Origin of the sequence: Massilibacillus massiliensis (assembly GCF_900086705.1) — a bacterium.
GTDB lineage: Bacteria > Bacillota > Negativicutes > FLKF01 > FLKF01 > Massilibacillus > Massilibacillus massiliensis.
This window is the reverse complement of the sequence record NZ_LT575483.1, coordinates 627,264-651,244: the sequence shown is the minus strand read 5'-3', so window position 1 is coordinate 651,244 and position 23,981 is coordinate 627,264. Positions and strand designations below refer to the sequence as shown.

At 36.3% G+C, this 23,981-nt stretch carries 27 protein-coding genes, 1 tRNA gene and 2 riboswitches; of the genes, 21 read left to right on the top strand and 7 right to left on the bottom strand.

The features are described 5' to 3' along the window. The 17 genes from BN6559_RS03495 to BN6559_RS03420 all read left to right on the top strand — a co-directional run bounded on the left by BN6559_RS03495 (position 1) and on the right by BN6559_RS03420 (position 14,528). Positions 1–627: a MotA/TolQ/ExbB proton channel family protein gene (locus BN6559_RS03495; RefSeq protein ID WP_199883718.1), complete on the top strand. Its 627-nt coding sequence runs from the start codon at positions 1–3 to the stop codon at positions 625–627. Then, positions 624–1,034 carry an ExbD/TolR family protein gene (locus BN6559_RS03490; RefSeq protein ID WP_110953453.1) on the top strand — a complete coding sequence of 137 codons (411 nt, stop codon included), beginning with the start codon at positions 624–626 and terminating at the stop codon, positions 1,032–1,034. The genes BN6559_RS03495 and BN6559_RS03490 overlap by 4 nt, the downstream gene beginning before the upstream one ends. Before the next feature lie 2 nt (positions 1,035–1,036). Then, on the top strand, positions 1,037–1,741 hold the full coding sequence (locus tag BN6559_RS03485) for an energy transducer TonB (protein WP_110953452.1): 705 nt from the start codon (positions 1,037–1,039) through the stop codon (positions 1,739–1,741). Positions 1,742–1,766: 25 nt separating this feature from the next. After that, positions 1,767–2,723: a TIM barrel protein gene (locus tag BN6559_RS03480; protein WP_110953451.1), complete on the top strand. Its 957-nt coding sequence runs from the start codon at positions 1,767–1,769 to the stop codon at positions 2,721–2,723. 9 nt (positions 2,724–2,732) lie between these two features. Next, on the top strand, positions 2,733–3,665 hold the full coding sequence (locus BN6559_RS03475; RefSeq protein WP_110953450.1) for an ABC transporter substrate-binding protein: 933 nt from the start codon (positions 2,733–2,735) through the stop codon (positions 3,663–3,665). A gap of 111 nt (positions 3,666–3,776) precedes the next feature. Then, a riboswitch (cobalamin riboswitch) is annotated at positions 3,777–3,960 on the top strand. Between the two features lie 132 nt (positions 3,961–4,092). After that, entirely contained in the window at positions 4,093–4,992 is a 900-nt protein-coding gene (locus BN6559_RS03470) for a sirohydrochlorin cobaltochelatase (protein ID WP_110953449.1), read from the top strand. Between the two features lie 255 nt (positions 4,993–5,247). Beyond that, on the top strand, positions 5,248–5,946 hold the full coding sequence (gene cobI / locus BN6559_RS03465; protein ID WP_110953448.1) for a precorrin-2 C(20)-methyltransferase: 699 nt from the start codon (positions 5,248–5,250) through the stop codon (positions 5,944–5,946). 30 nt (positions 5,947–5,976) lie between these two features. Next, positions 5,977–6,942 carry an ABC transporter substrate-binding protein gene (locus BN6559_RS03460; protein WP_110953447.1) on the top strand — a complete coding sequence of 322 codons (966 nt, stop codon included), beginning with the start codon at positions 5,977–5,979 and terminating at the stop codon, positions 6,940–6,942. Beyond that, complete coding sequence (locus tag BN6559_RS03455; protein ID WP_110956257.1) at positions 6,932–7,954, top strand: FecCD family ABC transporter permease; 1,023 nt, start codon at positions 6,932–6,934, stop codon at positions 7,952–7,954. The genes BN6559_RS03460 and BN6559_RS03455 overlap by 11 nt, the downstream gene beginning before the upstream one ends. Then, a complete protein-coding gene (locus tag BN6559_RS03450; RefSeq protein WP_110953446.1) occupies positions 7,954–8,736 on the top strand; it encodes an ABC transporter ATP-binding protein in 783 nt (260 codons plus the stop codon). The genes BN6559_RS03455 and BN6559_RS03450 overlap by 1 nt, the downstream gene beginning before the upstream one ends. 248 nt (positions 8,737–8,984) lie before the next feature. Beyond that, positions 8,985–9,206: a FeoA family protein gene (locus BN6559_RS03445; protein WP_110956256.1), complete on the top strand. Its 222-nt coding sequence runs from the start codon at positions 8,985–8,987 to the stop codon at positions 9,204–9,206. A 25-nt stretch (positions 9,207–9,231) separates the two neighbouring features. Then, a complete protein-coding gene (gene feoB, locus BN6559_RS03440; RefSeq protein ID WP_110953445.1) occupies positions 9,232–11,121 on the top strand; it encodes a ferrous iron transport protein B in 1,890 nt (629 codons plus the stop codon). 84 nt (positions 11,122–11,205) lie between these two features. Beyond that, the gene (locus tag BN6559_RS19155; protein ID WP_199883716.1) at positions 11,206–11,382 is read left to right on the top strand and encodes a hypothetical protein; all 177 of its coding nucleotides are present in this window, start codon (positions 11,206–11,208) and stop codon (positions 11,380–11,382) included. A 38-nt stretch (positions 11,383–11,420) separates the two neighbouring features. Beyond that, complete coding sequence (locus BN6559_RS03435) at positions 11,421–12,017, top strand: HD-GYP domain-containing protein (RefSeq protein ID WP_110953444.1); 597 nt, start codon at positions 11,421–11,423, stop codon at positions 12,015–12,017. 185 nt (positions 12,018–12,202) lie between these two features. Further along, positions 12,203–12,382, top strand: a riboswitch (cobalamin riboswitch). Positions 12,383–12,743: 361 nt separating this feature from the next. Then, positions 12,744–13,583 (top strand): ABC transporter ATP-binding protein, encoded by an 840-nt coding sequence (locus tag BN6559_RS03430; RefSeq protein WP_199883715.1) that lies wholly within the window; start codon positions 12,744–12,746, stop codon positions 13,581–13,583. Next, positions 13,583–14,329 (top strand): ABC transporter permease, encoded by a 747-nt coding sequence (locus tag BN6559_RS03425; RefSeq protein ID WP_110953443.1) that lies wholly within the window; start codon positions 13,583–13,585, stop codon positions 14,327–14,329. The genes BN6559_RS03430 and BN6559_RS03425 overlap by 1 nt, the downstream gene beginning before the upstream one ends. 116 nt (positions 14,330–14,445) lie before the next feature. Beyond that, a tRNA-Leu gene (locus tag BN6559_RS03420) sits at positions 14,446–14,528 on the top strand. A gap of 26 nt (positions 14,529–14,554) precedes the next feature. On the opposite strand, the gene BN6559_RS03415 is transcribed toward BN6559_RS03420, so the two are convergent. Then, on the bottom strand, positions 14,555–14,860 hold the full coding sequence (locus BN6559_RS03415) for a helix-turn-helix domain-containing protein (protein ID WP_110953442.1): 306 nt from the start codon (positions 14,858–14,860) through the stop codon (positions 14,555–14,557). 268 nt (positions 14,861–15,128) lie between these two features. Between BN6559_RS03415 and BN6559_RS03410 the strand changes: the two genes are divergently transcribed. Both BN6559_RS03410 and crcB read left to right on the top strand, forming a co-directional pair. Further along, a complete protein-coding gene (locus BN6559_RS03410; protein WP_110953441.1) occupies positions 15,129–16,844 on the top strand; it encodes a methyl-accepting chemotaxis protein in 1,716 nt (571 codons plus the stop codon). 107 nt (positions 16,845–16,951) lie between these two features. Further along, positions 16,952–17,347 (top strand): fluoride efflux transporter CrcB, encoded by a 396-nt coding sequence (crcB, locus tag BN6559_RS03405; RefSeq protein ID WP_199883714.1) that lies wholly within the window; start codon positions 16,952–16,954, stop codon positions 17,345–17,347. A gap of 167 nt (positions 17,348–17,514) precedes the next feature. On the opposite strand, the gene BN6559_RS03400 is transcribed toward crcB, so the two are convergent. Next, positions 17,515–18,357 (bottom strand): polysaccharide deacetylase family protein, encoded by an 843-nt coding sequence (locus BN6559_RS03400; RefSeq protein WP_110953439.1) that lies wholly within the window; start codon positions 18,355–18,357, stop codon positions 17,515–17,517. 345 nt (positions 18,358–18,702) lie between these two features. On the opposite strand from BN6559_RS03400, the gene BN6559_RS03395 reads away from it, so the two are divergent. Continuing rightward, the gene (locus BN6559_RS03395; RefSeq protein ID WP_110953438.1) at positions 18,703–19,389 is read left to right on the top strand and encodes a TVP38/TMEM64 family protein; all 687 of its coding nucleotides are present in this window, start codon (positions 18,703–18,705) and stop codon (positions 19,387–19,389) included. A 32-nt stretch (positions 19,390–19,421) separates the two neighbouring features. On the opposite strand, the gene BN6559_RS03390 is transcribed toward BN6559_RS03395, so the two are convergent. Beyond that, on the bottom strand, positions 19,422–20,321 hold the full coding sequence (locus BN6559_RS03390; RefSeq protein ID WP_110953437.1) for an SDR family oxidoreductase: 900 nt from the start codon (positions 20,319–20,321) through the stop codon (positions 19,422–19,424). A 392-nt stretch (positions 20,322–20,713) separates the two neighbouring features. On the opposite strand from BN6559_RS03390, the gene BN6559_RS03385 reads away from it, so the two are divergent. Continuing rightward, positions 20,714–21,226: a ferritin gene (locus BN6559_RS03385; protein WP_110953436.1), complete on the top strand. Its 513-nt coding sequence runs from the start codon at positions 20,714–20,716 to the stop codon at positions 21,224–21,226. Positions 21,227–21,306: 80 nt separating this feature from the next. Here BN6559_RS03385 and BN6559_RS03380 read toward each other — a convergent pair whose 3' ends face one another. The 4 genes from BN6559_RS03380 to BN6559_RS03365 all read right to left on the bottom strand — a co-directional run bounded on the left by BN6559_RS03380 (position 21,307) and on the right by BN6559_RS03365 (position 23,921). Then, entirely contained in the window at positions 21,307–21,642 is a 336-nt protein-coding gene (locus BN6559_RS03380) for a rubredoxin-like domain-containing protein (protein ID WP_110953435.1), read from the bottom strand. A gap of 160 nt (positions 21,643–21,802) precedes the next feature. Further along, positions 21,803–22,495, bottom strand: a complete 693-nt coding sequence (locus BN6559_RS03375; protein ID WP_110953434.1) for a CPBP family intramembrane glutamic endopeptidase — start codon at positions 22,493–22,495, stop codon at positions 21,803–21,805. A 249-nt stretch (positions 22,496–22,744) separates the two neighbouring features. Beyond that, the gene (thiT, locus tag BN6559_RS03370) at positions 22,745–23,380 is read right to left on the bottom strand and encodes an energy-coupled thiamine transporter ThiT (RefSeq protein WP_199883713.1); all 636 of its coding nucleotides are present in this window, start codon (positions 23,378–23,380) and stop codon (positions 22,745–22,747) included. Between the two features lie 361 nt (positions 23,381–23,741). Then, positions 23,742–23,921 carry a hypothetical protein gene (locus BN6559_RS03365; protein WP_110953432.1) on the bottom strand — a complete coding sequence of 60 codons (180 nt, stop codon included), beginning with the start codon at positions 23,919–23,921 and terminating at the stop codon, positions 23,742–23,744. Between the last annotated feature and the right edge of the window lie 60 nt (positions 23,922–23,981).

The window sequence follows — 23,981 nt, the reverse complement described above, 5'->3', positions numbered from 1 at the left end:
GTGGAATGGTTAATGGAAGGATTCCATATGTTTAGAGCGGGTGGACCGGTCATGTATTTGATTTTATTGTGTTCATGTATTGTTCTATGTATTGGTGTTGAGCGGTATCTGTATTATAAAAATATTAAAAATAATCCAAAACAGTTTATAGAGAAACTTACATTGTTTATAGAAGCAAATCAATGGGAGAATGCTAAAACTCTGTGCGAAGAGGAGCGTGGAATTGTCGCCCGTGTTGCTTGGCGTGGCATTGATTGCTTTGTGGGAAAAACAGGGAATGTGGAAAGTGTGCTGGAGGGAGAAGCTTCTTTAGCTGCTGCGAAACTTAGAGAAAATCTCAATCATTTGGATATGATTGTTACCATTGCGCCATTATTGGGATTGTTAGGTACTGTGATTGGGATGATTGGCTCATTTAGTGTAATGCATGTTAAAAATGGACAACCCTTGGAAATTACCGGCGGTGTAGGAGAAGCGTTGGTCGCGACAGCATCGGGTTTATGTGTGGCTGTTATGGCAATGGTTTTTTACAGCTATTTCAATCATAGATTAGATCGTGTTATTACCAATTTAGAAGAGGTATGTTTGTTGTTTGTTTCGCATATGAAGCAGGAGAAAAAATCATGAAACTACGTAATTTACGATCAGAACGCAGTCCTAAATTAATGATTATTCCGATGATTGATATTATATTTTTCTTGTTGGTATTCTTTATGATGAGTACGCTTTATCGGATTGAGCAAAATCTTGTTCCGATGCAGCTTCCTTATGCTTCAGCACAAAAGGCACAAACAGACCATAGTATTTCTGTCACTGTACTGCCGAATGGAAATATCTTATTTGAAAATGAAGAAATCGTTTTTGCAGTACTTGGTCAGATGGCAAAAAGTGAATTGCGTAAAAATAAAGAAAGTATATTTGTGCTAAAAGCTGATAAGAAAACAGAATATGGCGAAGTAGTGGCTGCATTGGATGAATTAAAATCAGCGGGAATCAGCAAAATTGCCATTGCAACAGAACGAAAGGAACGATAACGATGGAAGAGTGTATGCGCTGGAAAAAAGCAATTTTTATTTCGCTTTTTGTGCATGGAGTTTCCATATGCTTTGGCTTTCTTTATTTGCATTTTACACCAGTGATGCTTAAGACAGAAGAATACACAGAGATTATTATAGTTCGAGATAAGGAAGAATTAGAAACTTCAGATGCTCAGACTAACTTGGACAATACTGAATATAAGGCTGAACAAGTTAGTCGGCAGCATTTACAGAATAACCGAAAGCAATCTGCGCACCAAGGCACAGTAGGAGATGCAAAAGCAGCATTTGGAGCTGCTGCGGGGATACGTGGTGATATTGCAATAGCCGGTTTTGGTGATGGAAGAGAAGAAGCAGGCTTAATTAATGGCAGTGCTGATCACGAGTTCGGGGATCATGAGAGTGACGGCCCAAAGGGAGATCAAAGTCGTTCAGCAACATTAAATGCGTCAGTAGAGCCCGTTTACCCGGAACGAGATAGACGAGCAAATAGGGAGGGCGTTGTTTGGCTGGAGTTTACGGTTTTGCCGGATGGGGCAATTATCAATGTAGAAATTTTAAAATCTGATTGTTCTGCTGCGATGGAAAAAGCAGCAATTGATTGCGTTAAAAAATGGGAATACACACCGGCGCGTGATGCGAATGGAGTGAAGGTAGCAGCTCGCAAAAAAGCAAAAGTGACCTTTAACCTTAGAAATCAATAGCGTCGTCTAGAGTGAGATGATATATATGTTAGAACTTGTGAATTTATCAAATTATCGTATGGATACGGAACGGCTTATCTATAATAAAAAAGAAAATCTAGAAAAATTTTTGACAAAGCATCATTTGGATGGAATTGAAATGATGTTTTGTGAACCTTGGGATCAGTCATTGCATGAAAAAAGGTTCATACAGGGGGTGCATTTAAATTTTTGGCATTATTGGCTGGAGTTTTGGCGCGGTGATTTAAAAAGTGTTGAGAAACAGCTTGGCAGCAGGCGGGCGATTATTGAATGCTATGGCGGGGTTAACAGAAGTGATTGGTTAAAACTTTATGCCCAAAATCTTAAAATTGCCAGTCAAACGCAAGCAAAATATTTTGTGTTTCACGTGAGTCATGCAAGATTGGATGAAGTTTTTAGTTGGAAGTTTCACGCAAGCAGTGAAGAGGTGATTGATGCTACGATTGAATTGGTAAATGCATTGGTCAACCAGATTCCCCAAAATACAACGCTGTTGTTTGAAAATCTCTGGTGGCCGGGTTTGACTTTAGTGAATAAGCGTTTGGTGGAAAAATTGCTTACACAGGTACAGCACGAGCATGTTGGGATTATGCTAGACACGGGACATTTAATGAATACCAACCAGCGGTTAAAAAATCAAGATGAGGCCATCGACTATGTGCTGCAGTGCGTGGAGAATTTAGGGGAATATCGCACCTTTATTAAGGGGCTGCATTTGCACTATTCTTTATCCGGTACATATGTTGCAAGTTGTATGCAGAATAAGATAGATACAAATCGGACAAGTGGTGAGATTATGGAGCATATCCTTAAAATTGATGAACATTTGCCTTTTTCAACACCGCAAGTGAAGAAACTTATTTCGTATATTCAACCAGAATTTTTGGTGCATGAATTTATGCAAAAAGATGCTGAAGATTGGCAGCGTAAACTTGAAATACAGCAAAATGCAATAAAGTGAGGAGTACAAATGATAAAGCGCCGTATTGTATGGAGTATAATCATCCTTTGCAGTATTTTCTTTCATGGATGTAACTTTCAGGATGCGACAATTCATGAGAATGATGGTTATGAAGCTGTTGATAGTCAAGGCATAAAGATAAAATTGGAAGCAAAACCGCAGCGAATTGTATCACTTACGTTATGCAGTGATGAAATTTTATTATCATTAGTGGATGATAAGCGTCTGGCGGCCTGTTCCTCACGTGCAGCAGATTATGGAATCTCTAATATTGCGGTCCAGGCGCAGGATATACCTGTATTAAGCAGTAAGAGTGTGGAAGGTGTTTTCGCATGCAGGCCGGATCTCGTGATTGCTTCAGATTGGCTGCCAACCGAGCTCATCGAGAGTTTACGAGAGGTTGGGCTGCAGGTATACGTTTATAAGACGCCGGCGACGATTGCAGAGGTCAAAACTTTAGTTATGAAATTCGGCGAATTAGTTGGCGAAGAGGAACGCAGTAAATCTGTTGTAGAAGAAATGAATGCCGTGTTGTCAAAAGTACAAGAAAAGGCAAATAAAATTTCAGAGCATGAACGCAAGGTTGTTATGGCATTATCCTTTATGGGGTGTTATGGCGGGAAGGGGAGTATGCTGGATGATATTTATAAATATGCCGGTGTAGTCAATGGCGCTGCGATTGCCGGTTTAGAAAAAAATGATGTGTTAGCGAAAGAGCAGCTGGTTGCTGTGAATCCCGATTTTATTATGATTCCTACTTGGGATTATGAAGGAAAGGGTATTGAAAACTTTAAGCAGGAAGTAATCGATGATCCTGCATTTTCTACGGTTAAAGCGGTTAAAAACAAACAATTAATTCAAGTGGAGGATAAATACACATACTGTACTTCACAGTATGTTGTCTATGCCGTGCGGGATTTAATTGAAGTGGTTTATCCATGAGTTTATAATTTTATTGCATTTTAAAGAGAATGAATTTGTCAATTGACAAGTAAAAATAAAAGTGGTAACATAACCTTTGTAATAAATATACTTTATTTCATAATATGAAAAAATAATAGCATTGAGATGGGTGCCCGGTAAGGGCTTAATAGGGAAATCGGTTGAATGCCGATGCGGTCCCGCCACTGTAATAGGGAGCGAATCCAAGAATATACCACTGAAAGTTTTACTTTTGGGAAGGTTTGGAGTAGCGATGATCTAGAGCCAGGAGAACTGCCTGTCAAGAAATCACCGTTGGACCTGCGAGCGATGGGAAGGGGATTAATAGATATAAATTTATGATATCTAAATAAGCCTTTTTTGCTATGCAGAAAAGGCTTATTTTTTTATATGTATTACTTAATTAAAATATCTAGGAGGAATCTTTATGAAGCAGTTTTTATGTACTTTGTTAGTCGTTGCTTTTACAGTTTCAGCAGTATTGGCAACACATCACTCGGTGGCAAGTGCAAGTGCCGCTAAAAAAGCAATTGTAGTTGTAAGTTTTGGAACAACTTTTGATGACGCGAGAAAAGCGTGTATCGAAAGCGTTGAAAACGAAATTAAGGCGGCTTTTCCAGACTATGAAGTGCGTCGTGCATTCACATCAAGAATTGTAATGAAAAGATTAGCCGACCGCGGCATTTATGCAGATACTTTGGAACAAGCATTGGACAAGCTGAAAGCGGAAGGATATACTGAGGTTGTAATACAGTCAACACATCTTACGCCAGGAGAAGAATACGATAAAAAAGTCATTGCTCCAGTGAAGACTTATGAGAATTCTTTCCAAAGTATTAAAATTGGCAGACCTGTTCTTATGAATGATGGAACAGATGGGAAAGTAGATGATTTCGCAATTGCTGTGAAAGCGTTGAAAACACAACTTCCAAAGGTTCAAAAAGGACAAGAGATCGTATTTATGGGGCATGGATCTCCACATCAACACAATCCAGCTTATCAAGCATTGCAAAATGAATTTGATGCAGCGAAAATGCCTGTAACGATTGGTGTTGTAGAGGAAACTGATCATCCAAATTTTGAAGATGTAGTTGCTCGTTTAGCAGCGAAAAAATCTGTAAAATCAGTATTGTTGATGCCATTGATGCTTGTTGCCGGTGATCATGCAAATAATGATATGGCTGGCGATGAAGATGATTCTTGGAAAAATTTATTGAAAGCAGAAGGATATCAAGTAGATACTTATGTTCATGGTTTAGGTGAAAATAAAGCAATACAAAAGATTTATGTGCAACATGTAAAAGATGCAATTGCAGGTAAGAACTAAATTAACGGTAAAATTTTTTTAGGGAATAAGAGTTAAAAGTCTAAGCTGGCTTTTTAACTCTTATTTTCCGTTTATTTTATAAAACAATGAATAAAAACAGGTATTTTTTATTTTATATAGTATTTAATATAATGGAGTTTTACAGAAACAGCATAGAAGTAAAATTTACATTGTGAACAAGAGAAATTGGTACCGCAGGTGTCAGACTTGTAGTGCTAAAATAATTTAATGGTATTAACACCTTAGGAGGAAGTTATGGCAGGTATATTTTATGGTATTGGTGTAGGTCCTGGAGATCCGGAATTATTGACAGTAAAAGCAATTCATGCAATACGTGAAGTAGATGTTATTATTGCACCGAAAACGGAGAAGAAAGAAGATAGTTTAGCACTTTCTATTGCTAGACCTTATTTAAAAGATGATGTAGAAATTGTCAAACAAGTCTTTCCTATGGTGGTTAATTTTGAACAATCTCCAGAAGTTTGGGAAGAGAATAAGAATGAAATTCTAGCTTTATTAAAGGCCGGTAAGAAGGTTGCATTTTTAACTTTGGGCGATCCGATGTTTTACAGTACTTATATTTATGTATTTAGATTGTTGGAAAATTGTGGTTATACGATTGAGACGATTCCAGGCATTCCTGCTTTCTGCGCAATTGGTAGCAAATTAGGCTATCCATTAGTAGAAGGCAATGATATTTTAAGTATTATTCCAGCAACCGCACCAGAAGAAAAAGTTAAACAAGTAATTGCGGTGACTGACAATGTTGTCATGATGAAAGTTTATAAAAATTTCCCGGAAATGGTTGATGTGCTTACAGAAAACGAACTTGCCGATAAAGCTGTTATGATCAGTAGATGCGGCTTAGAAGATGAGCTGATTATTCGTGATTTAGAAGCTGCAAAGCATGAAAAGGTAAATTATTTATCTACGATCTTGGCGCGCCGCAGATAGTCGAGTATAGAAATTTTAGAGGAAGATAAAATGTTAAAGTTAAAACAGATATGTATGTTTCTTTTGTTGGTTGTATGTGCTGTGAATGTGGCTGCTTGTTCAAATGCGGAGAAGGACAGTGCGAATCAGGAAGAGAGCGTTTATTTAACGATAAAAGATGATTTAGACAGGACTGTGAACTTAACACACAAACCCGAAAAAATTATTGCATTATCACCATCTTTTTTAGAACTATTGGGTGCTGTAGATGCAAAGCTTATTGCAAGACCTAGTTCAAAAAACAGCATACCCGTATCTGCACAAGATCTTGAGGAAGTTGGTGCAGTGTATAACATTAATATTGAAAAGGTAATATCGCTTCAACCAGATTTGGTGATTGCCTATGAAGGTATGCATGATAAATTTTTGCCGATTCTGGAAACGAACCATATTCCTGTGATTGTGCTTAAGATGAAAACCTATCAAGATGTTCTTGATAAAATTAATTTGTTTTCTCAAATATCCGGCGAAACTCAAAAAGGCAAAGCTTTGATGCAGTCGATGAATCAAAAAGTGCAAAATGTAACGGATAAAATCCCTAAGGAAGCTAAAAAAATAGCAATTCTGCATAGTACAGCAAAGAGTGTAACTGTTGAGCTGGAAGGCAGTATTGCGGGGACAGCGGCAAAAACACTTGGGTTTCATAACATTGCATCGGGCAGTAAAGCATTGGAGCAAGATCCTGATTCTACGCCGTATAGTTTAGAAAAACTGGTGGAAAATGACCCGGAGATCATTTTTATTGTTACAATGGGAAAACTGGAGGATATCAGAAAACGTATGCTTTCTGATATTGAAAGCAATCCTGCTTGGAGTTCCTTAAATGCAGTGAAAAAAAATAAAGTTTATTTTTTACCGCAGGATTTGTTTCTATTAAATCCTGGGCTTAGATATCCTGAAGCAATAGAATTAATGGCAAAGCTGGTATATCCAGAGGTATTAAATGATGGAAGATGATGTAGCTGTACGTAAAGATATAAAATTTGGAATGGAAATAAAAAAATGGCGGATACTGATCTTAATCGTATTTGCCATTTTGGCTGTTTGCGGTTGTTTGGTTAGTTTATTCAAAGGATCTGTGCATATTGGCTATTCGGATATATGGCATATTTTAATGGAGAATGGGACAAGTTCGAAAGATCAAATTATTTTAAATATTCGTTTGCCAAGAACGATTGTTGCTGCTCTGGTGGGGGTTCATTTATCAATTTCCGGAGCGATCTTACAGGCGATCATGAAAAATCCTTTAGCAGATCCGCATATTATTGGAATTTCATCTGGTGCGGGGCTGGCCGGTATTGTGATTATGATTTTATATCCAGCATTAGAGTATCTGATTACGCCGGTTGCTTTTTTTGGTGCAATGGCGGCGGCAAGTTGTATCTATGTTTTGGCTTGGAAGGGGGGCATTCGTCCCGTTAGAGTAATTTTAGCCGGGGTGGCAGTTTCGGCATTTTTGGGGTCTGGAATTTCTGCGCTTATGATTTTTTACAGTGATCGCGTACATGGAGCACTCATGTGGATGGTTGGAGGGCTGGCTGCCCGCAGCTGGCCTCATGTGGATATCATTTGGCCTTATACGATTGTCGGAGTGACATTGGCTTTTTTAGGTGCAAAACATTTAAATATTTTACAACTAGGGGATGAAATTGCAAAAGGTTTGGGAATTCAGGTGGAGTTGACTCGGATTATCATGACTGCACTTGCTGCATTGCTTGCTGCGAGTGCAGTCAGTGTTGTCGGTTTACTTGGCTTTGTCGGTCTGATTGTACCACATGCGGCGCGGCTTATCATTGGATCAGATTATAGGTTTTTATTACCTGCTGCTGCGTTATTGGGAATTGCCGTAGTTACATTTAGTGATACCTTTGCGCGTATTGTGTTTTCACCAGTTGAATTGCCTGTAGGTATTATTATGGCATTTTTAGGCGCACCGTTTTTCCTCTTTTTACTAAGGAGGGAGTTATAATGGCTATGATATCAGCAGATCATATTACGGTGAAGTTACATGATAAAGTCATCTTAAAAGATATTAGTCTTACGATTGAAAGAGCAAAAAGGACAGTCATTATCGGTCCGAACGGATCCGGGAAAAGCACCTTGTTAAAGGTGTTAGCAGGTTTGCTACGCTATACTTCTGGTACGGTTCAGCTGGATGATAAAGAGTTAAAAAACATCTCTAGAGCTACTTTAGCGAAACAGCTGGCTATCTTGCCGCAGGGGTCTGAAACACCAAAGGATTTAACTGTGGGTGAATTGGTCGAGTATGGTCGATTTCCTCATCGGACGTGGTGGAGAGGCAACCTTAAAGAAGATGCAGCGTGTATAAATTTAGCGTTGAAAAAGACTGGAATGGAACAATTTCGTAGTCGCTTTGTTCGGCATCTATCCGGAGGAGAACGGCAAAGAGCTTGGATTGCTATGGCTCTTGCACAGAATCCGAAGCTTTTATTGCTAGATGAACCTACTACGTATTTAGATATTGCGCATCAATTAGAAATTCTGGAGCTTGTATCGGAATTAAATGACAGAAATGATATGTCAGTGATCATGGTATTACATGATATTCAGCATGCAATGAAATTTTCGGATGAAATTATTGTATTGAAAGAAGGACGTGTTTTTGCACAAGGGAAACCACAAGCGGTAATTACGGCTGAAATGTTGGAAAAAGTGTTTGGTGTAAGTGCGGAAATCTACAAAAATCAACAGGGGCAAGAGGTTTTTGTACCAAGTGCGATCAGAAGATGAATTAAAGATAGGAAGATATTGTATGCGTGCAGTATTTACCTATCTTTATTTTTGTTTTAGATTGAATACCATTATCAATAATCTTGACAAACCTATATACATATCTTATGATAAAGTATGAGAATCCGATAATGAAAATCAAAATCAGGTATAATTGAGTTTTTGAATGGAGGCATTATGAGATGGCTTTAAGTGAAGCTAAAGTAGAATTGGCTGAATCCAATGTGAGCAATGATTTGAGCGATAAAATGTCATTAAGTGAAGTACAGCCGGGTGCGACTGTAAGAATTGAAGGACTGGAGAATTCTAAGATTAAATCCCGATTGATGAGCATGGGATTGATTAAGGGAACAACAGTCAAAGTATTACGTTCGGCACCGTTAGGTGATCCTATGGCGGTTTCAGTACGTTCATATAATCTGGCATTACGTGTAGCAGATGCTGAAAAGATTAAGGTAAGTGTGATCTGATTTTATATTTAGGAGTTGATGTATAATGGCAACGCTTTCGGTTGCTTTAACTGGAAATCCCAATACGGGGAAAACGACGATATTTAACGCTTTAACTGGCGCAAGACAAAAGATTGGGAATTGGCCGGGTGTAACAGTTGATAAAAAAGTAGGGTATTTAAATCATAATGATCGTGCAATTTCTGTGATTGATTTACCCGGCACGTATAGTATTAATGCGCGTTCTGCAGAGGAACAAATTGTAATTGATTATTTATTGAATGATAAACCGGATATTGTAGTCAATGTATTAGATGCATCAAATCTCGAACGTAATTTATTTTTAACATTACAATTACTTGAACTTGGTATTCCGGTTATTCTTAATTTAAATATGATGGATGATGCAAAAAAACGTGGACTTAAGATCCATGTAAAGGAATTAGAGCAGCAATTTGGTATGCCGGTGGTAGAAACCGTTGCCAAAGATAATAAGAGCATCAAAAATTTGATGGATGTTTTTACAGAAGAGGCATTAAAAAATTATAAGATCAGTCCTTTAATTCAAGCACATATTGCAAAGGTGAAAGAACTGAATCGTGAAACGAAGAATAAAGATAAAGTCGAAGAAGAAGTAATTGCACTTCGTTATGCATTAATTGACCAAATTATTGCAGAGACCGTTGAAAAAAGTGGTGCAAGTACCTCTACAACTGAGAAAATTGATCATATTTTAGCCAATGGTTTTTTGGCTTTACCAATTCTATTAGCAATCATTTATAGTGTATTTGAAATTACATTTTCATGGATTGGTCAACCGATGGCTGATTTTATTGATGAATTTATTGGTGAGACTCTTACACCTTGGACAGAAGAGACACTTGCAGGATTGGAAGTTGCTGATTGGTTGCAATCAATGATTCTTGATGGTGTAATTGCCGGTGTTGGTGGGGTGTTAACTTTCGTTCCATTAATCTTTACCTTGTTTTTCTGCTTAAGCTTCTTGGACGGGACAGGGTATATGGCACGGGTTGCGTTTATTATGGATCCGGTTATGCGCCGGGCAGGTCTTACAGGCAAAGGCGTTATGCCATTGATTATGGGATTTGGTTGTGCAGTTCCGGCGATTATGGGCGCAAGAGCTTTAGATTCAGAAAAGGACAGACGCATTGCTATGCTCGTTACGCCATTTTTAACTTGCGGTGCTAAACTTCCTGTTATGGCATTATTTGCAGCGATCTTTTTCCCGGAAAATGCAACAAATGTAGTTTTTTCAATTTATGTTGCAGGGGTTATTTTGGCAATTGTTATGGCAAAGGTTTTAAATTCAACTACGTTTAAGAGTGAAGATAGTACGTTCTTGTTGGAATTACCACCATATAGATTTCCGGATATGGAAACTGTTTTATTAGAAACATGGGATAAAGGAAAAGGGTTCTTAATTAAAGCTGGTACAATTATTTTTGCGATGTCCATTGTTATTTGGTTCTTAAGCAGTTATAATTTTGGCGGCTCGGCTGAAATGGAAGAAAGTTTCTTAGCTTCTATTGGGGCTGCAATTTCAAATCTCTTTATTTTCCATGGGTTTGCTACTTGGGAATCAGGTGCGGCTGTTCTTACAGGCATTTTGGCCAAAGAAGCGGTTGTTTCTACAATGGGCGTATTATATGGTGTAGCGGAAGTGGCAGAAGAAGCAACTGAAGCAGCACAGCAAATGCAAGATTCAATCGGCGTAGCTTTTTCAGCACTTTCTGCATATGCGTTTATGATTTTCATTGCACTTTATACACCATGTATGACTGCACTTGGAACGATTAAAAAAGAGTTTTCCTCTTGGAAGTGGATGCTATTCTCCGCTGGTTATACATTTGCGGTGGCATGGGTTGTTTCATTAATTGTATATCAAGTTGGAAAATTATTAGGTTTTGGCGCTTAAGATGAAAAAGCGAATCATCTACCGTATATTTGGAAGATGATTCGCTTTGAATCTCTATTCAATGTTTAAAGGAGGATGGGAAATATGGCTATAGGAACAATTTCGACAGCGGTTATTGCAGCTGTTATTGGTTTTGTATTTATTTTAGGAATGAAAAAAATTATTAGAAAGTTTACAAAAGGAGAAAGTGATTGCTGTACGACAAGTAGCTGTGGTAGCTGTAATTGTCATTGCTCAGAAACAACGAAGGATAAGAATTAATTACTTTACAGATAGCGAGGTTACGCATAAGGGGATTTATGAATCGAATTCTTTTAGCAACAGACTTACATGAAATTGTTGATGCTTTGGGAACTACGTTAGATGCAAAGAGTGCATATACCTGCGGCCATTCAGAACGAGTCGCTGAAGTTTCTTTAGCAATTGCCAAAATTTTATTTTTATCAGAAAGTGAGCAACTTAGAATTCATATTGGAGCCCATCTTCATGATATTGGGAAAATCGGTATTCCTGATTGCATTTTAAATAAACCAGGAAAATTGGACGACCAAGAATATGAGGTTATGAAGAAACATCCAGTCATCGGTTATCAAATTGTGAACAAAGTAAGAGTTTTAAAACCGATATCAGATATTGTTCGTCATCATCATGAACGGATGGATGGCAGAGGATATCCAGATGGATTAAAGGGTGAAGAAATTTCTTTGGCATCGCGTATTGTTGCGATTGCAGATGCCTTCGATGCGATGACGAGTCAGCGTGCTTATCGTTCTAAAATAAAAGCGATTGAGGCAATTGAACAATTAAAATATAATCGTGGAACGCAATTTGATGCAAATATTGTTGATGTTGTAGTCAAGCATAAATTATTAGAAAATTTGGCTCTGAATGTATAAGAATTATTACAAATCTATGTAATAATTCTTTTTTTATAGTTCTTTTATTGCAGGGCTGTATTTTTAGGTTTAGTGTGCAGTTTTATTAAAATTTGCAGAAAAAATTAGTATTTGTTAGAAAATTATGAAAAACATTAAGACCATGATATTGACAGGAAAGTGTTGTAGTGATAGAATGAACCAAAATCGAATAAAACGAGTTAGGTGTCTAAAGACTTAATAGGGAAGTTTGGTGTAATGCCAACGCGGTCCCGCCACTGTAATAGTGAGTTGCTTCTATATATACCACTGAAATGCTTATTTTGGGAAGGTTTGGAGCTGCGATGAACTAAAGCCAGGAGAACTGCCTAATTAACAATCACCGATTGACCTGCGAGCGATGGGGAGGCGATTCATAAAGCAATCTATTATGTGGACTGTATAAATTTTGAGATTTTTTGGATTGATTTTATAAACCATAGAACCTCTTTTGCAGAAAGAGGTTTTTGTTGTTTTAATAAAAGTTTCTTTGCTTTTTAGCTTTGGCAAGGATACATTGCTCATATATTTGCCTTGTTACGTATTTACGTAGCCATGTTTCTAAATTTAGAAACATGTTTTTTTTGTCTGTTTAAGTTGAATAGGTGGATCATGTTTTTGAAAATTCACGTTATTGTTATGAAAATATGGATATTACAACTTGGAAATTAATAAAAACAAGTGAATTTTATTTTTGGAGTGACTAAAGTGATAAAGATGAAAGAGTTAGTAAAAGTTTTTGGTCAACGAATTGCAGTAAATCAATTAAATTTAGAAATAAAAGAAGGTGAGATATTTGGTTTGCTAGGACCTAATGGAGCAGGTAAAACGACGACAATTCGTATGTTGTCGATGTTAACGAAACCATCTTCTGGCGATATTATAATTCATGGGTTACATGTTCAACAGGAAGAAGAAAAAATAAAAGCCATGATTGGTATTGTTCCGCAGCATGTCAATTTAGATCAGGATTTAACGGTGGGAGAGAACCTTGAACTACATGGACGTTTACATCACATGCCAGAGCGTGAACGTAAGGAAAGGATACTTTCTTTATTAGCGTATGTGGAATTAAGTGAGAGAATTCATGATCGTGTACAGGAGCTGTCGGGGGGAATGAAACGGCGTTTATTAATCGCGCGGGCATTAATGCATAAACCAAAAATTTTATTGTTGGACGAACCAACAGTTGCACTTGATCCGCAAGTTAGACGCCGATTATGGGATTTAATTCGTCGTATGCATAATGACGATATTACAGTACTTTTGACTACGCATTATATTGAGGAAGCAGAGCAGCTTTGTCAGCGTGTAGCAATTATGGAAAAAGGAAGTCTCATCGCATTGGATAAACCAGAGAATTTATGCAAAAAGGCAGGCAGTTATGTGGTGGAGTGGGAAGGAAAATTAGGTAGGGAATATAATTTTTTCCCTACACGAGAAAAAGCGGCTGCTTTCGCCGGTTCAATCCATACTACAGCGACGATACGACACTCAAATTTAGAAGATGTTTTTGTTGAGTTGACTGGAAGAAAGGTGAACAGCTGATGTTTTATGATATTATGACGGTGTTTTGGCGTGATTGGATTGTATTGAAACGGCGTTTAATAAAATTTTTATTAAGTCGTATGATTGCTCCAATGCTTTATTTAGTTGCTTTTGGCTGGGGGTTAGGCAGGAGTATTCCAGAAACCTATATCGGAGGAAGTTATTTAGATTTTTTAGTGCCTGGTATTCTTGCTTTGAATTCGATGAATATCAGTTTCAACAGTGTTGGACCGTCTTTACATACTGCGCGGATGTATCATAAAAGTCTTGAAGAATATCTTGTGGCTCCGGTTAAACCATTGGCTTTTATTATTGGGAAAATCGCTGCTGGAACATTGCGTGGTATTTTGTCTTCTATCATTATTATGATTATGGCATATGCATTTGGCGCACATTTTCATATGGATTTCTTTTTTTTCAGTATATTAATTATAAATTGTGTGATTTTTTCGGCATTTGGATTTATTGCAGCAATGCTCATTGATTCACATGAAGATATGGGAAGCGTAAATACTTATATCTTATTGCCAATGTCTTTTTTGTGCGGTACTTTTTTTTCACCGGATAAGTTGCCAATCATCTTTAAAGTTGTTATTGAAAGCTTGCCGCTGACGCATACGAGTGCTTTGCTGCGTACCATTGGCAGTGGGCAGACTGGATCGATGGCTTCGTTATGTATTTTATTTATTTACATAGTACTTGCGTTTGGAGGGTGTATTTTCACAATGCGAAAAATATGTAAATAGTAAGCGAGTGATCTATGACATGAACAATTGGAAATTAATAACATACGAAAATATTTGATGTTTCGTTATTATTTTGCTATAATTATTAAGCAAGCTTATGAAATACTTCTGCACATGCGGGTGTGGCGGAATTGGCAGACGCACCAGACTTAGGATCTGGCGGGTAACCGTGGGGGTTCAAGTCCCTTCACCCGCACCATATATGAGTAATATCCTCTGTGATTTTCACAGAGGTTTTTTGTTGTGCGCAAAAATGACGGAGCAGTCACATATGAATTGCAATTTGTGCAATTCTGATTTTTCATACGGAAGAAAAAATCTTATTACGTCTATATCTAATGCATCTGCGATGGCAAATAAAACGTCGAGTGAATATGCTTTCGTAGAATTTGGCGCCTCAATTTTGCTTAGATAACTTTTGCTAATGCCGACTTTTGCAGAAAGTGTTTCCTGCGTAAGTCCTTTAATTTTTCGATAATAAATGATCCATTTGGCGATTTGTCGATAACGCTCATCGTAACTAATTTTCATATGATAAATTCCCCCTTAATAGAATTATAGATGTGTTTAAAATTAGATGTATTTCACCTATAGTGAAATACATCTAATTTGGAATAGTTGCACTTATAATGAAAGAAGAGTATACTAAAACAATAAAGATGAAAAAAAGTCAATAGAAAAATGAAGTTTTAATGAAATAATTAAGAAAAAAAGGAGATGAATAAATAGTTTTTGCATTTAAAGGATAAATATCACAAATTCTCAAAAAAGACGAATTGATTTGGAGAAGGAGAATAGTATGAATTTTTTTGATGATCTTAAAGTAAATTTAAAAATTGGATGTTTAATTTTGGCTGCATTTTTAGTTGTAATTTTTGTCGGTGGCATGGGATACTATAATCTTCAAAAAGCCAATGAGAGTATTCATGTGATGTATGAAAAGAGATTAATTCCAGTAAGAGAAGTGAATGAGGTCAGAGCTGATGTGGCACTTGTAGGTGAAGCGATGCTGGAACTGACAATCAATACAGATCATAGTAGAAATCAGTATTTAAAAAAGTATATTGATGAAAAGGTAAATAATACGAACGTCGTATTTGAGAAATTGGAAAAAGAGCAATTGGATGCAAAAGGACAAGCAATTGTAAATAAAATTAAAGATGCGAAAGAGAAATATCGTAAAGAACGGGGGCCTGTTCTTGCGTTAGTTGATCAAAATAAAAATGCGGAAGCGTATCAACTGTATTCGAGTAAAGTACTTCCATTGTCGATTGAGTTTAGTGCAAATCTGAAAGAGTTTTCGGATTATTATGCTGAAATATCAGAACAAATGAAAAATGAAGATAAGGAAACCGCTGAACAAGCAACAAGAGTTACAGGGATTGTTATTTTTCTTGCTTTTGTTATATTAGGGGCAAGTGGGCTTTATATAACGAAGAAGGTTGTAACGCCGTTAAACATTATGGTAACAGTTTGCAAGGAATTGGCTGGAGGAGATTTTAGAGATAAACCTCGTAGTATAAGAAGAAGAGATGAAATTGGTCAATTAGCGGATGCTATGGCAACGATGCGAGATAGTTTGCGTGCACTGATGAAACATGTAAACAGCTCCTCAGAGCAACTAGCGGCAGCTTCAGAAGAATTGACTGCAAGTGCGGATCAGTCGGCACAAGCGTCTAATCAAATTGCGATTTCAATCACTGAAGTGGCAAAAGGCGCTGAAGAACAATTAAAATCAGCAGATCATACATCAGAGGCAGTAGAGCAAATCTCTGCAAGTATACAACAAATTTCTGCAAATGCTACTGAAGTCGCAGATCGAGCTGTAAAAGCAGAAGAAGAGGCGACAAAAGGAAATACGGCAGTTGAAAAATCTGTAAGTCAAATGAAATCTATTGAACAAACTGTAATTTCTTCTGCGCAGGTTGTTATGAATTTAGGCGAAAGATCGAGAGAAATTGGACAGATTGTTGATACAATTTCTGGGATTGCTGGTCAGACAAATTTATTAGCATTGAATGCTGCCATTGAAGCTGCGCGTGCTGGTGAACAAGGGCGTGGTTTTGCTGTTGTTGCGGAAGAAGTGCGCAAATTAGCAGAACAATCACAAGAGGCAGCGAAACAAATTGCCGAATTAATTGGTGAGATACAAGGCGAAACGGAAAAAGCCGTTGTTGCTATGGATGAAGGTACAAGAGAAGTAAAAATTGGTGCAGAAGTTGTCAATGAATCAGGAAAAGCATTCCAAGATATCGCAGGTAGTGTAAATCAAGTATCTAGTCAGGTAAAGGAAATGTCTCAAGCGATTGAACATATGGCTGAGGGCAGTCAAAGGATCGTTGAAGCAGTAAGAAAGATTGATCAATTAAGTAAAGGAGCTTCAAGTGAGGCACAATCTGTATCTGCTGCGACTGAAGAACAGTCAGCATCTATGGAAGAGATCGCATCAGCAAGTCAATCTTTATCTAAACTTGCCATGGAATTACAAGATGAAGTTGGGAAGTTTAAAATTTAATTATACATAACATTTATGGCTCTTATCAGCAGTTTTTGCTGGTGAGAGCTTTTTTTTGATGCGTGAACGATATATAATAATAGAAGATTTATTCAGGGATAAGGGAGATGCAAAGTAGAATGCTAGGTGTTGTCTTAGTGGCTGTTGGAGGTGCAATTGGTTCTGTCGGCCGTTATTTGGTGTCCAATTGGTTTGTTGCGCGATTTGGAACGGGATTTCCAGGCGGAACCCTCATTGTAAATATTGCTGGTTGCTTTTTGATTGGTATGTTCATGGCATTTGCGAATGAACGATGTAATATAAGCCCTTATTGGCGGTTATTTGTTGCTGTAGGATGTTTAGGTGGGCTTACGACATTTTCTTCTTTTAGCTATGAATCGCTTCGTTTATTGGAAGAAGCTGATATGTTGCACGCATTTTATAATGTTGGGTTGAATTTATTCGGAGGTTTCTTTTCTACATGGATAGGATTTATCATAAGTAAAAGTATTTGGGGTTTGTAGAATCTATCGATCATTTAATTTTTTAGGGAAGCTGTGCTTGGGATTGAAAAATGAAAAATAATAGTTGATTGGCATATGAAAGAAAAAAATTCAGAGAAAAAGCCTATGAATTCAAAGATGTGAGATTCATAGGCTTTTTTTAGGTTAAAAATATAGGGTTTATTGAGCTATGGAATATAAATCAGTTCAGATAAAGAGGTAACTCCCTTCTGGTGCAAAAAGATCTTTAAATTTTGCATAGAGTTAAAAACTTGCGTAAATTTTAATCTTAGCCAAAATCGTGCAAAGGTATGAGAACTTCCGCCGAAGATAGGAATACGATTCAAATAATATGCTGCAGAATTTGATGTATCACGTCCAAGGTTAATTGTGAAAGCGCCGCGGTAACCGGCTTGCTTTACCGCATCAATGACTCTTTGATCGTAACTGCCGCAAGGATAAGCGATATATTCAATTTTTTTGCTGAGATGCCATTCGAGTGCTTCTTTTGATTTTGCCAGTTGATTCTGCAGTTCGGTATCGGAGCATTGTGTTAAGGGAATATGACTTAAAGTATGACTTTGAAAAGAAAAACCATTGGCAGACATCTCTTTTACTTGATTCCAAGTTAAATATCGATCATATGTGCCAACGAAGTCAGAGATCAGAAATATAGTAGCAGTGAAATCATATTTTTGTAAAATAGGATACGCCACTTGGAAATTGTCCTTGTATCCATCGTCAAAGGTGATTAGAATGGGATTCGGGGGAAGCTCTTTCCCCGTTGCTAAATAATCAGACAGTTGTTCAGGGGTGATCGTCGTATAACCTTCCTCAGCTAGGTATTTGATTTGTGCCTCAAATTCACTGTCGCTTAATGTCAGTGGATTATGATCTAAATTGTTGATTTGGTGATAGTTTAAGACGGGGATCCCTTGAAAATAGGTCAAAGTGATATAAAAGCCGATAAAAAGAAAAAGAATAATGGCTGATACTATACCGAATATGGTGCGTTTTGTAAATAAATGCAAAGAAAATGCAGCTCCCTTCTAGATATAAAGCATGTGCTAAAATAAGATAAGAATATGCAATGCACTTATTTATTTTGATTGCCTGTTCAAATGATAAACTATATTATTTATATAAAATAGTATGTTTGTTATTTTAGCTTAAATAATTTCTCTTTTATCTTATACCAAACAGGTGATGTATTCAAGATTAACCTAGAAAAGGAATCAATTTTTGTTTATATAAGGAATGTTTATTCTTTATATATTGCAGGATCTTCATATTTGAGGGATAATTAAAATACAAACAGTGAATTCTAAATATAAAAAGTTTTTGTTACATTTTAAGAGGATGGGATTGGTTAATACATGAGTAGTTTTCAAAATAGAACTCGTATGATCATATTACTTGTATTTGCAGCAGTTATTTTGTCTGTTTATTGGTTAAATCCGGAACCATTACGTAAAATGATTCAATTGCTTATGTCTGGAGATTTAGGAGCGAGTATCGATTATATTCGTTCTTTTGGTCCTTATGCGGCAGTTGTTAGCTTTTTTATCGTTGTATTTATTAATAGTGTAGCAGTGTTGCCGAATATTTTTATTTTAGCGGCCAACGGTATTATTTTTGGAATTGTAGAGGGGACCATTATATCATGGCTGGCAGAAGTAGTAGGAGTCGTTATTAGTTTTATTTTTTTGCGATATTTTTTCCGTGATTATGCGAAACGTGTTATTGAGCGTAGTAATGCACTGCAAAGAGTAAATGAATTCAGCGGGAAAAAAGGTTTTCAGATTATGGTGATTGCACGCAGCATTCCTTTTATTCCATCTGGTCTTATTACAGCATTAGGGGCGCTGAGTGATATTAGTTTAAAAGATTATATTTTAGCAACTTTAATAGGAAAATTCCCATCCGCTTTGATTGAAGTGACGCTTGGACACGATTTGGCTTCTTATCATGAAAATTCAAATCGACTTATGGTGGTGATATTGATTTCAATAGCCGCTTATGGTGGATATCTGTGGTATAAGAAAAAGCATACCGATCGTTAAGTGGGGCTTAAATGTAGAAGTGGTGATTGTGATTAAGAGACTGTAATGATGCCGCCATTGATATGGAGGACTTGTCCTGATACGTATACGGAGTCATCACTGGCTAGATATACATAAGCTGGAGCCAATTCAAAAGGCTGTCCTGCACGCTTCATTGGGGTATTATTACCAAATTCGCTTATCTTTTTAGTTGAAAAAGAAGCTGGTATGAGTGGTGTCCAGATTGGTCCGGGGGCGACAGCATTGACGCGAATTTGTTTTTCTGCCAGTGATAGAGATAGCGAGCGAGTAAAGCTTACAATAGCACCCTTTGTAGCAGAATAATCAATTAAATCTTTGTTTCCAACATAGGCCGTGATCGAGGCTGTATTTATGATAGAACTGTATGGTTTCATGTAAGGAAGAACGGCTTTGGTTAAATAAAAAAAAGGATAGATATTCGTTCTAAAGGTAGTATCAAGTTGTTCCGCGGTTATATCCAGAATCGAGGTTTTGGGAAATTGAACCGCGTGATTGTTAACTAAAATATCTATATTGCCGAAATTTTTTCTCACTTTTTTTACAATTTCACAGGAGTGTGATTCATTGCGCAAATCACCCGGCAGTAGGATAAATTTTCCACCGAATTTTTTTATTCTGGATGCAGTTTCTTCGGCGTCATGATGCTCATTGAGGTAGGAAATCGCAATCGATGCTTTTTCTTTAGCAAATGCATAGGCAACGGCTCTTCCGATACCACTATCGCCGCCTGTTATCAATGCTACTTTCCCTTTTAATTTTTCGCTTCCAATATAATTTTTATTTTCCGAAATTGGGCGAGGCGACATTGTATATTCTGATCCAGGTTGACGAATCTGTTGCTGCGGCTGAAAGGCAATGGGAATTTTAGTGGATTGTGTCTTGGTGCCAAATGATGAATATTTCGGATACATACGATCACTCCATTTCACTATTTTTCTGTGTATAGTATGTCCGTTTTGCAGAATTGTTTTCATGTGGAGCTATACGAACGGAGTGAAATTTTGCGCATATATTACCAAGTCCATATTTTTTACAAAAAAAATCAAATGATGTACGTTAGAATAACGTAGAGGTGATTTTAGTCTGGGGTAGAAAATAAGAATTTTTGATGAATAGATTTTAAAGATTGTATTTTAAAGTTATAAATCATAAAATTTAAAATAAATTCGCAGAATTCCCCTTGCATAATTAATTAAAAATGATATTATAGTAATAAACATTATCCATTATTTTATTAAATTTTTGGATATAATAAAATAGTTGAAATGTTAGACTTCTAAATGATAAAGGGAGATGTTTAGCTATGATTAGTAAGAAAATGCAAGACGCAATTAATGAACAAATTAAATTAGAATTTTATTCTGCGAATTTGTACTTATCAATGTCTGCCTATATGGAAGGAAAAAATCTTAAAGGCATTGCACATTGGCTAAAAGTTCAATATGAGGAAGAGACCTTCCATGCATTAAAATTATATGATTATATGAATAGTCGTGAAGGGCAGGTTGTTATGCCGAGTGTTGATGCACCGCCTGTTGACTTTGGTTCACCACTAGAGACTTTTGAACAAGTTTTAAAACATGAGCAGGAAATTACCGGAGCCATTCACAAATTATATAAAGTTGCAGTTGAGGAAAATGATTTTGCTGCACAAATTTTCTTACAATGGTATATTACAGAACAAATGGAAGAAGAAGCAAGTGCGTCTGAAGTTATCGGTAAGATGAAATTAATTGGTGACAGTGGCATTGATTTGCTGTATTTAGATAATGAACTTAGCAGCAGAGTTTTTGTTCCACCAGCAGCTAATGCATAAGTAAAGTTAATGTATAACGTATAAAAGAAAACTCCCGCAATTTGATTTTGATCAAATTGCGGGAGTTTATTTGATTTATTTTACCATTTTCCTTTTCCGATGTGATTTTCGATTTCGGCTTTGAAATTTTGTTTCATCGTATAACTTGCAGTAACCGCCTTTTGAAATGCGCTAACACAAGCTGGATCAAGATTTAAATCAATACCTTCTTTGGATAAATTGATGACCTTGTTAAGTAAGGAGATGATTTCCATTTGAATATCGTTGGTTGCTTCGGAATTATAAACTTTTTGAGCATTTTCAGATGATAATTCAGCAAATTTCTCATGCGGTTGTCCGCATTTAGGACAGACATCCGGAGCATTTTCTCCTTCATAGATAAAATTACACACACTACATTTGAATAGCTTTTTCATAAAACACAGCTCCTTTTAGTTATTAAAATATAAAATATAATATTATATTACGTCATTTATCAATACTTTCCTGCAAGAAAATATAAAATTTATTTTTTCTTAAAATAAATTATGAATTAATAGTGATTTTAAATTAATAATTTGGAATGGTGTTTTGTTTTTATAAGTTTAACGCGTTGCTTATAAAGTTGTTTACAAAATGAATGAGGATGCAAGGCCAAAGTGAGTTTGATTTTTTTAAAATATATCCCATCAAAATACCAAAGCAAAAGATAAAATTGATATTACCGATAATTGTATAGTCAGAAAAATGTCCAAGGTTATACCAACGGGGAAAATGAATGAAAACAAAGAAGCAAGTGCTGAAAAAAGTTGCTTTTGTAAAGGACATATGTGATGCCAAGGTTTGTAAAATGATTCCCCTAAATATAATTTCATCCATAATTGCAGCGAGGAGGATCGCATCGATCCAAAGATAAAGCGATAATTTAGGTGTGAATTTTATGTAATTTAAAAGCTGATACTGATTGTGAAAGGCGAGCAGTGTCAAGAATAAAATACTTAGGATGGTGTATCTCAAGCCTGTTGTTATTTTATGATTGAGTTTAAGAAAGAGCAGGCAATTTGTCTTTTCAAAGTAGGTTAAATAAAGATAACTTGGTAACGCCATAAGTAATAATTTATCAAGCCCAATGTGCAGAATTTGATAAATAAATGGAAATGTATTTTTTATGTGCCCATCCAAAGATAAAATATAGATAGACCAACTTGTAAAAATAAAAAGAATAAATACGATCAATGGGAATAATTGTTTGGAAGCGTGATGAATTGTAGTGCATTGTAATTTTTTCATAAATTGTATCCTGTTCTTTGAGCGAATTTTTATGGACAAGTTGTAAAGAAACTATGTTCAGAATTGCAACGGGACGGCAATTTTAGCTATTTTCTAAATTTATTGACATAAATAGTTCATTTTGTTCATAAGTGGATCATAAAAAAGATCACTCTTATAGAGTGATCTTTTTTTATCGTATTATGCAGAATTATGATTTGGGGTTTATGGTTATAACTTAGGATTAAAACATAAGTGAAAAAATATAGTTTAGGAGGTCTGTGTATGCTTAAATTGCGATAATAAACGCTTGGTTGGTAAGATATATAAGATTATCAGACACAAAATAAGCTCAGGTAAGAGATAGGTTATATTGAAGACAAAAGCATACCAATAAGGTGAAGTTCCTGGAGGTGCATAGTTTGCAAAGAAAACCGCACCAGAGATAAAATGACAAATAAATCTTCCTAAAATACCAATACTAGCGCCAAGGAAGATTTGATTTTTAAAATATCCAGCCAATCCGATTGCCATGAAAGGTAATGGGTAATCAAAGAGTACTTGAACAGGATGGAAAAGATAAGGATTTTGCAGCAAATTGAAAAGCCCATAAAGAAATCCGGCTAAATAGCCAATCGCAGGGCCATAAAGAAATGCAATGAATAAAAGAGGAATCATACTTCCCAATGTTATGCTGCCACCTTGTGGCATATGATATAGCCGTAAATTATGTAGTATGACGGTTAAGGCTATCATCAAAGCAATATGAACGATTATGCGTGTGTGAAGTGTAACTTTCTTTATATGAAAAAATGCCGCCAGTAAGATGACCATTCCAATCATGGCAAAGATGCTTGTAGGATGTTTAGAAATTATTGTTATACTATGAATTAAGGATTCTCCCATAAGAATTAACTCCATCTCTTTCGTTTAAAATCATTGTGCTAATAAAATGTAAGTAGCTATATTGTTTGTTTATAATCGTAACATAAAATTCCAATTGGTACAATCAAGGTTATTACGCGGAGTTTTCATATTTGGACCTACGTATTTTTATCATGCAATTTGGCAGGATATTTACTCTTTGTGAGGAAATGATATCAATAAATAAAACAAGGCTAAGAAAGAATGTAATTTTAAATCCAATCTTTCTTAGCCAAAAATATTGAGTAATTAGGCAATAACAACGCAATCTCGCAAACCGATGAAAAAATAATTTGTTATGAATGCTAGTGTCATGTTTTGAGGGCTCAGAATATAGTGAATGCTATAAATCATCTAGATTTAGCAACTCAAATGCTTGCGCCAATTTAATTTCTAATTTTTTAAAACGTTCTGCTGTATGTAGCTCACCTTTTTGGCGATAAGTTATTTCAGTTGCTTGTGCAACGATTCGCAACTTTTCTAATTCCTTACGTTTTTCTTTAACTTCTGTGAATAGATACAAAATAATGTCCCCTTTGTTTTGCGTGTTATTTTCTATATGGGTCTATCAGTCTATGGATAG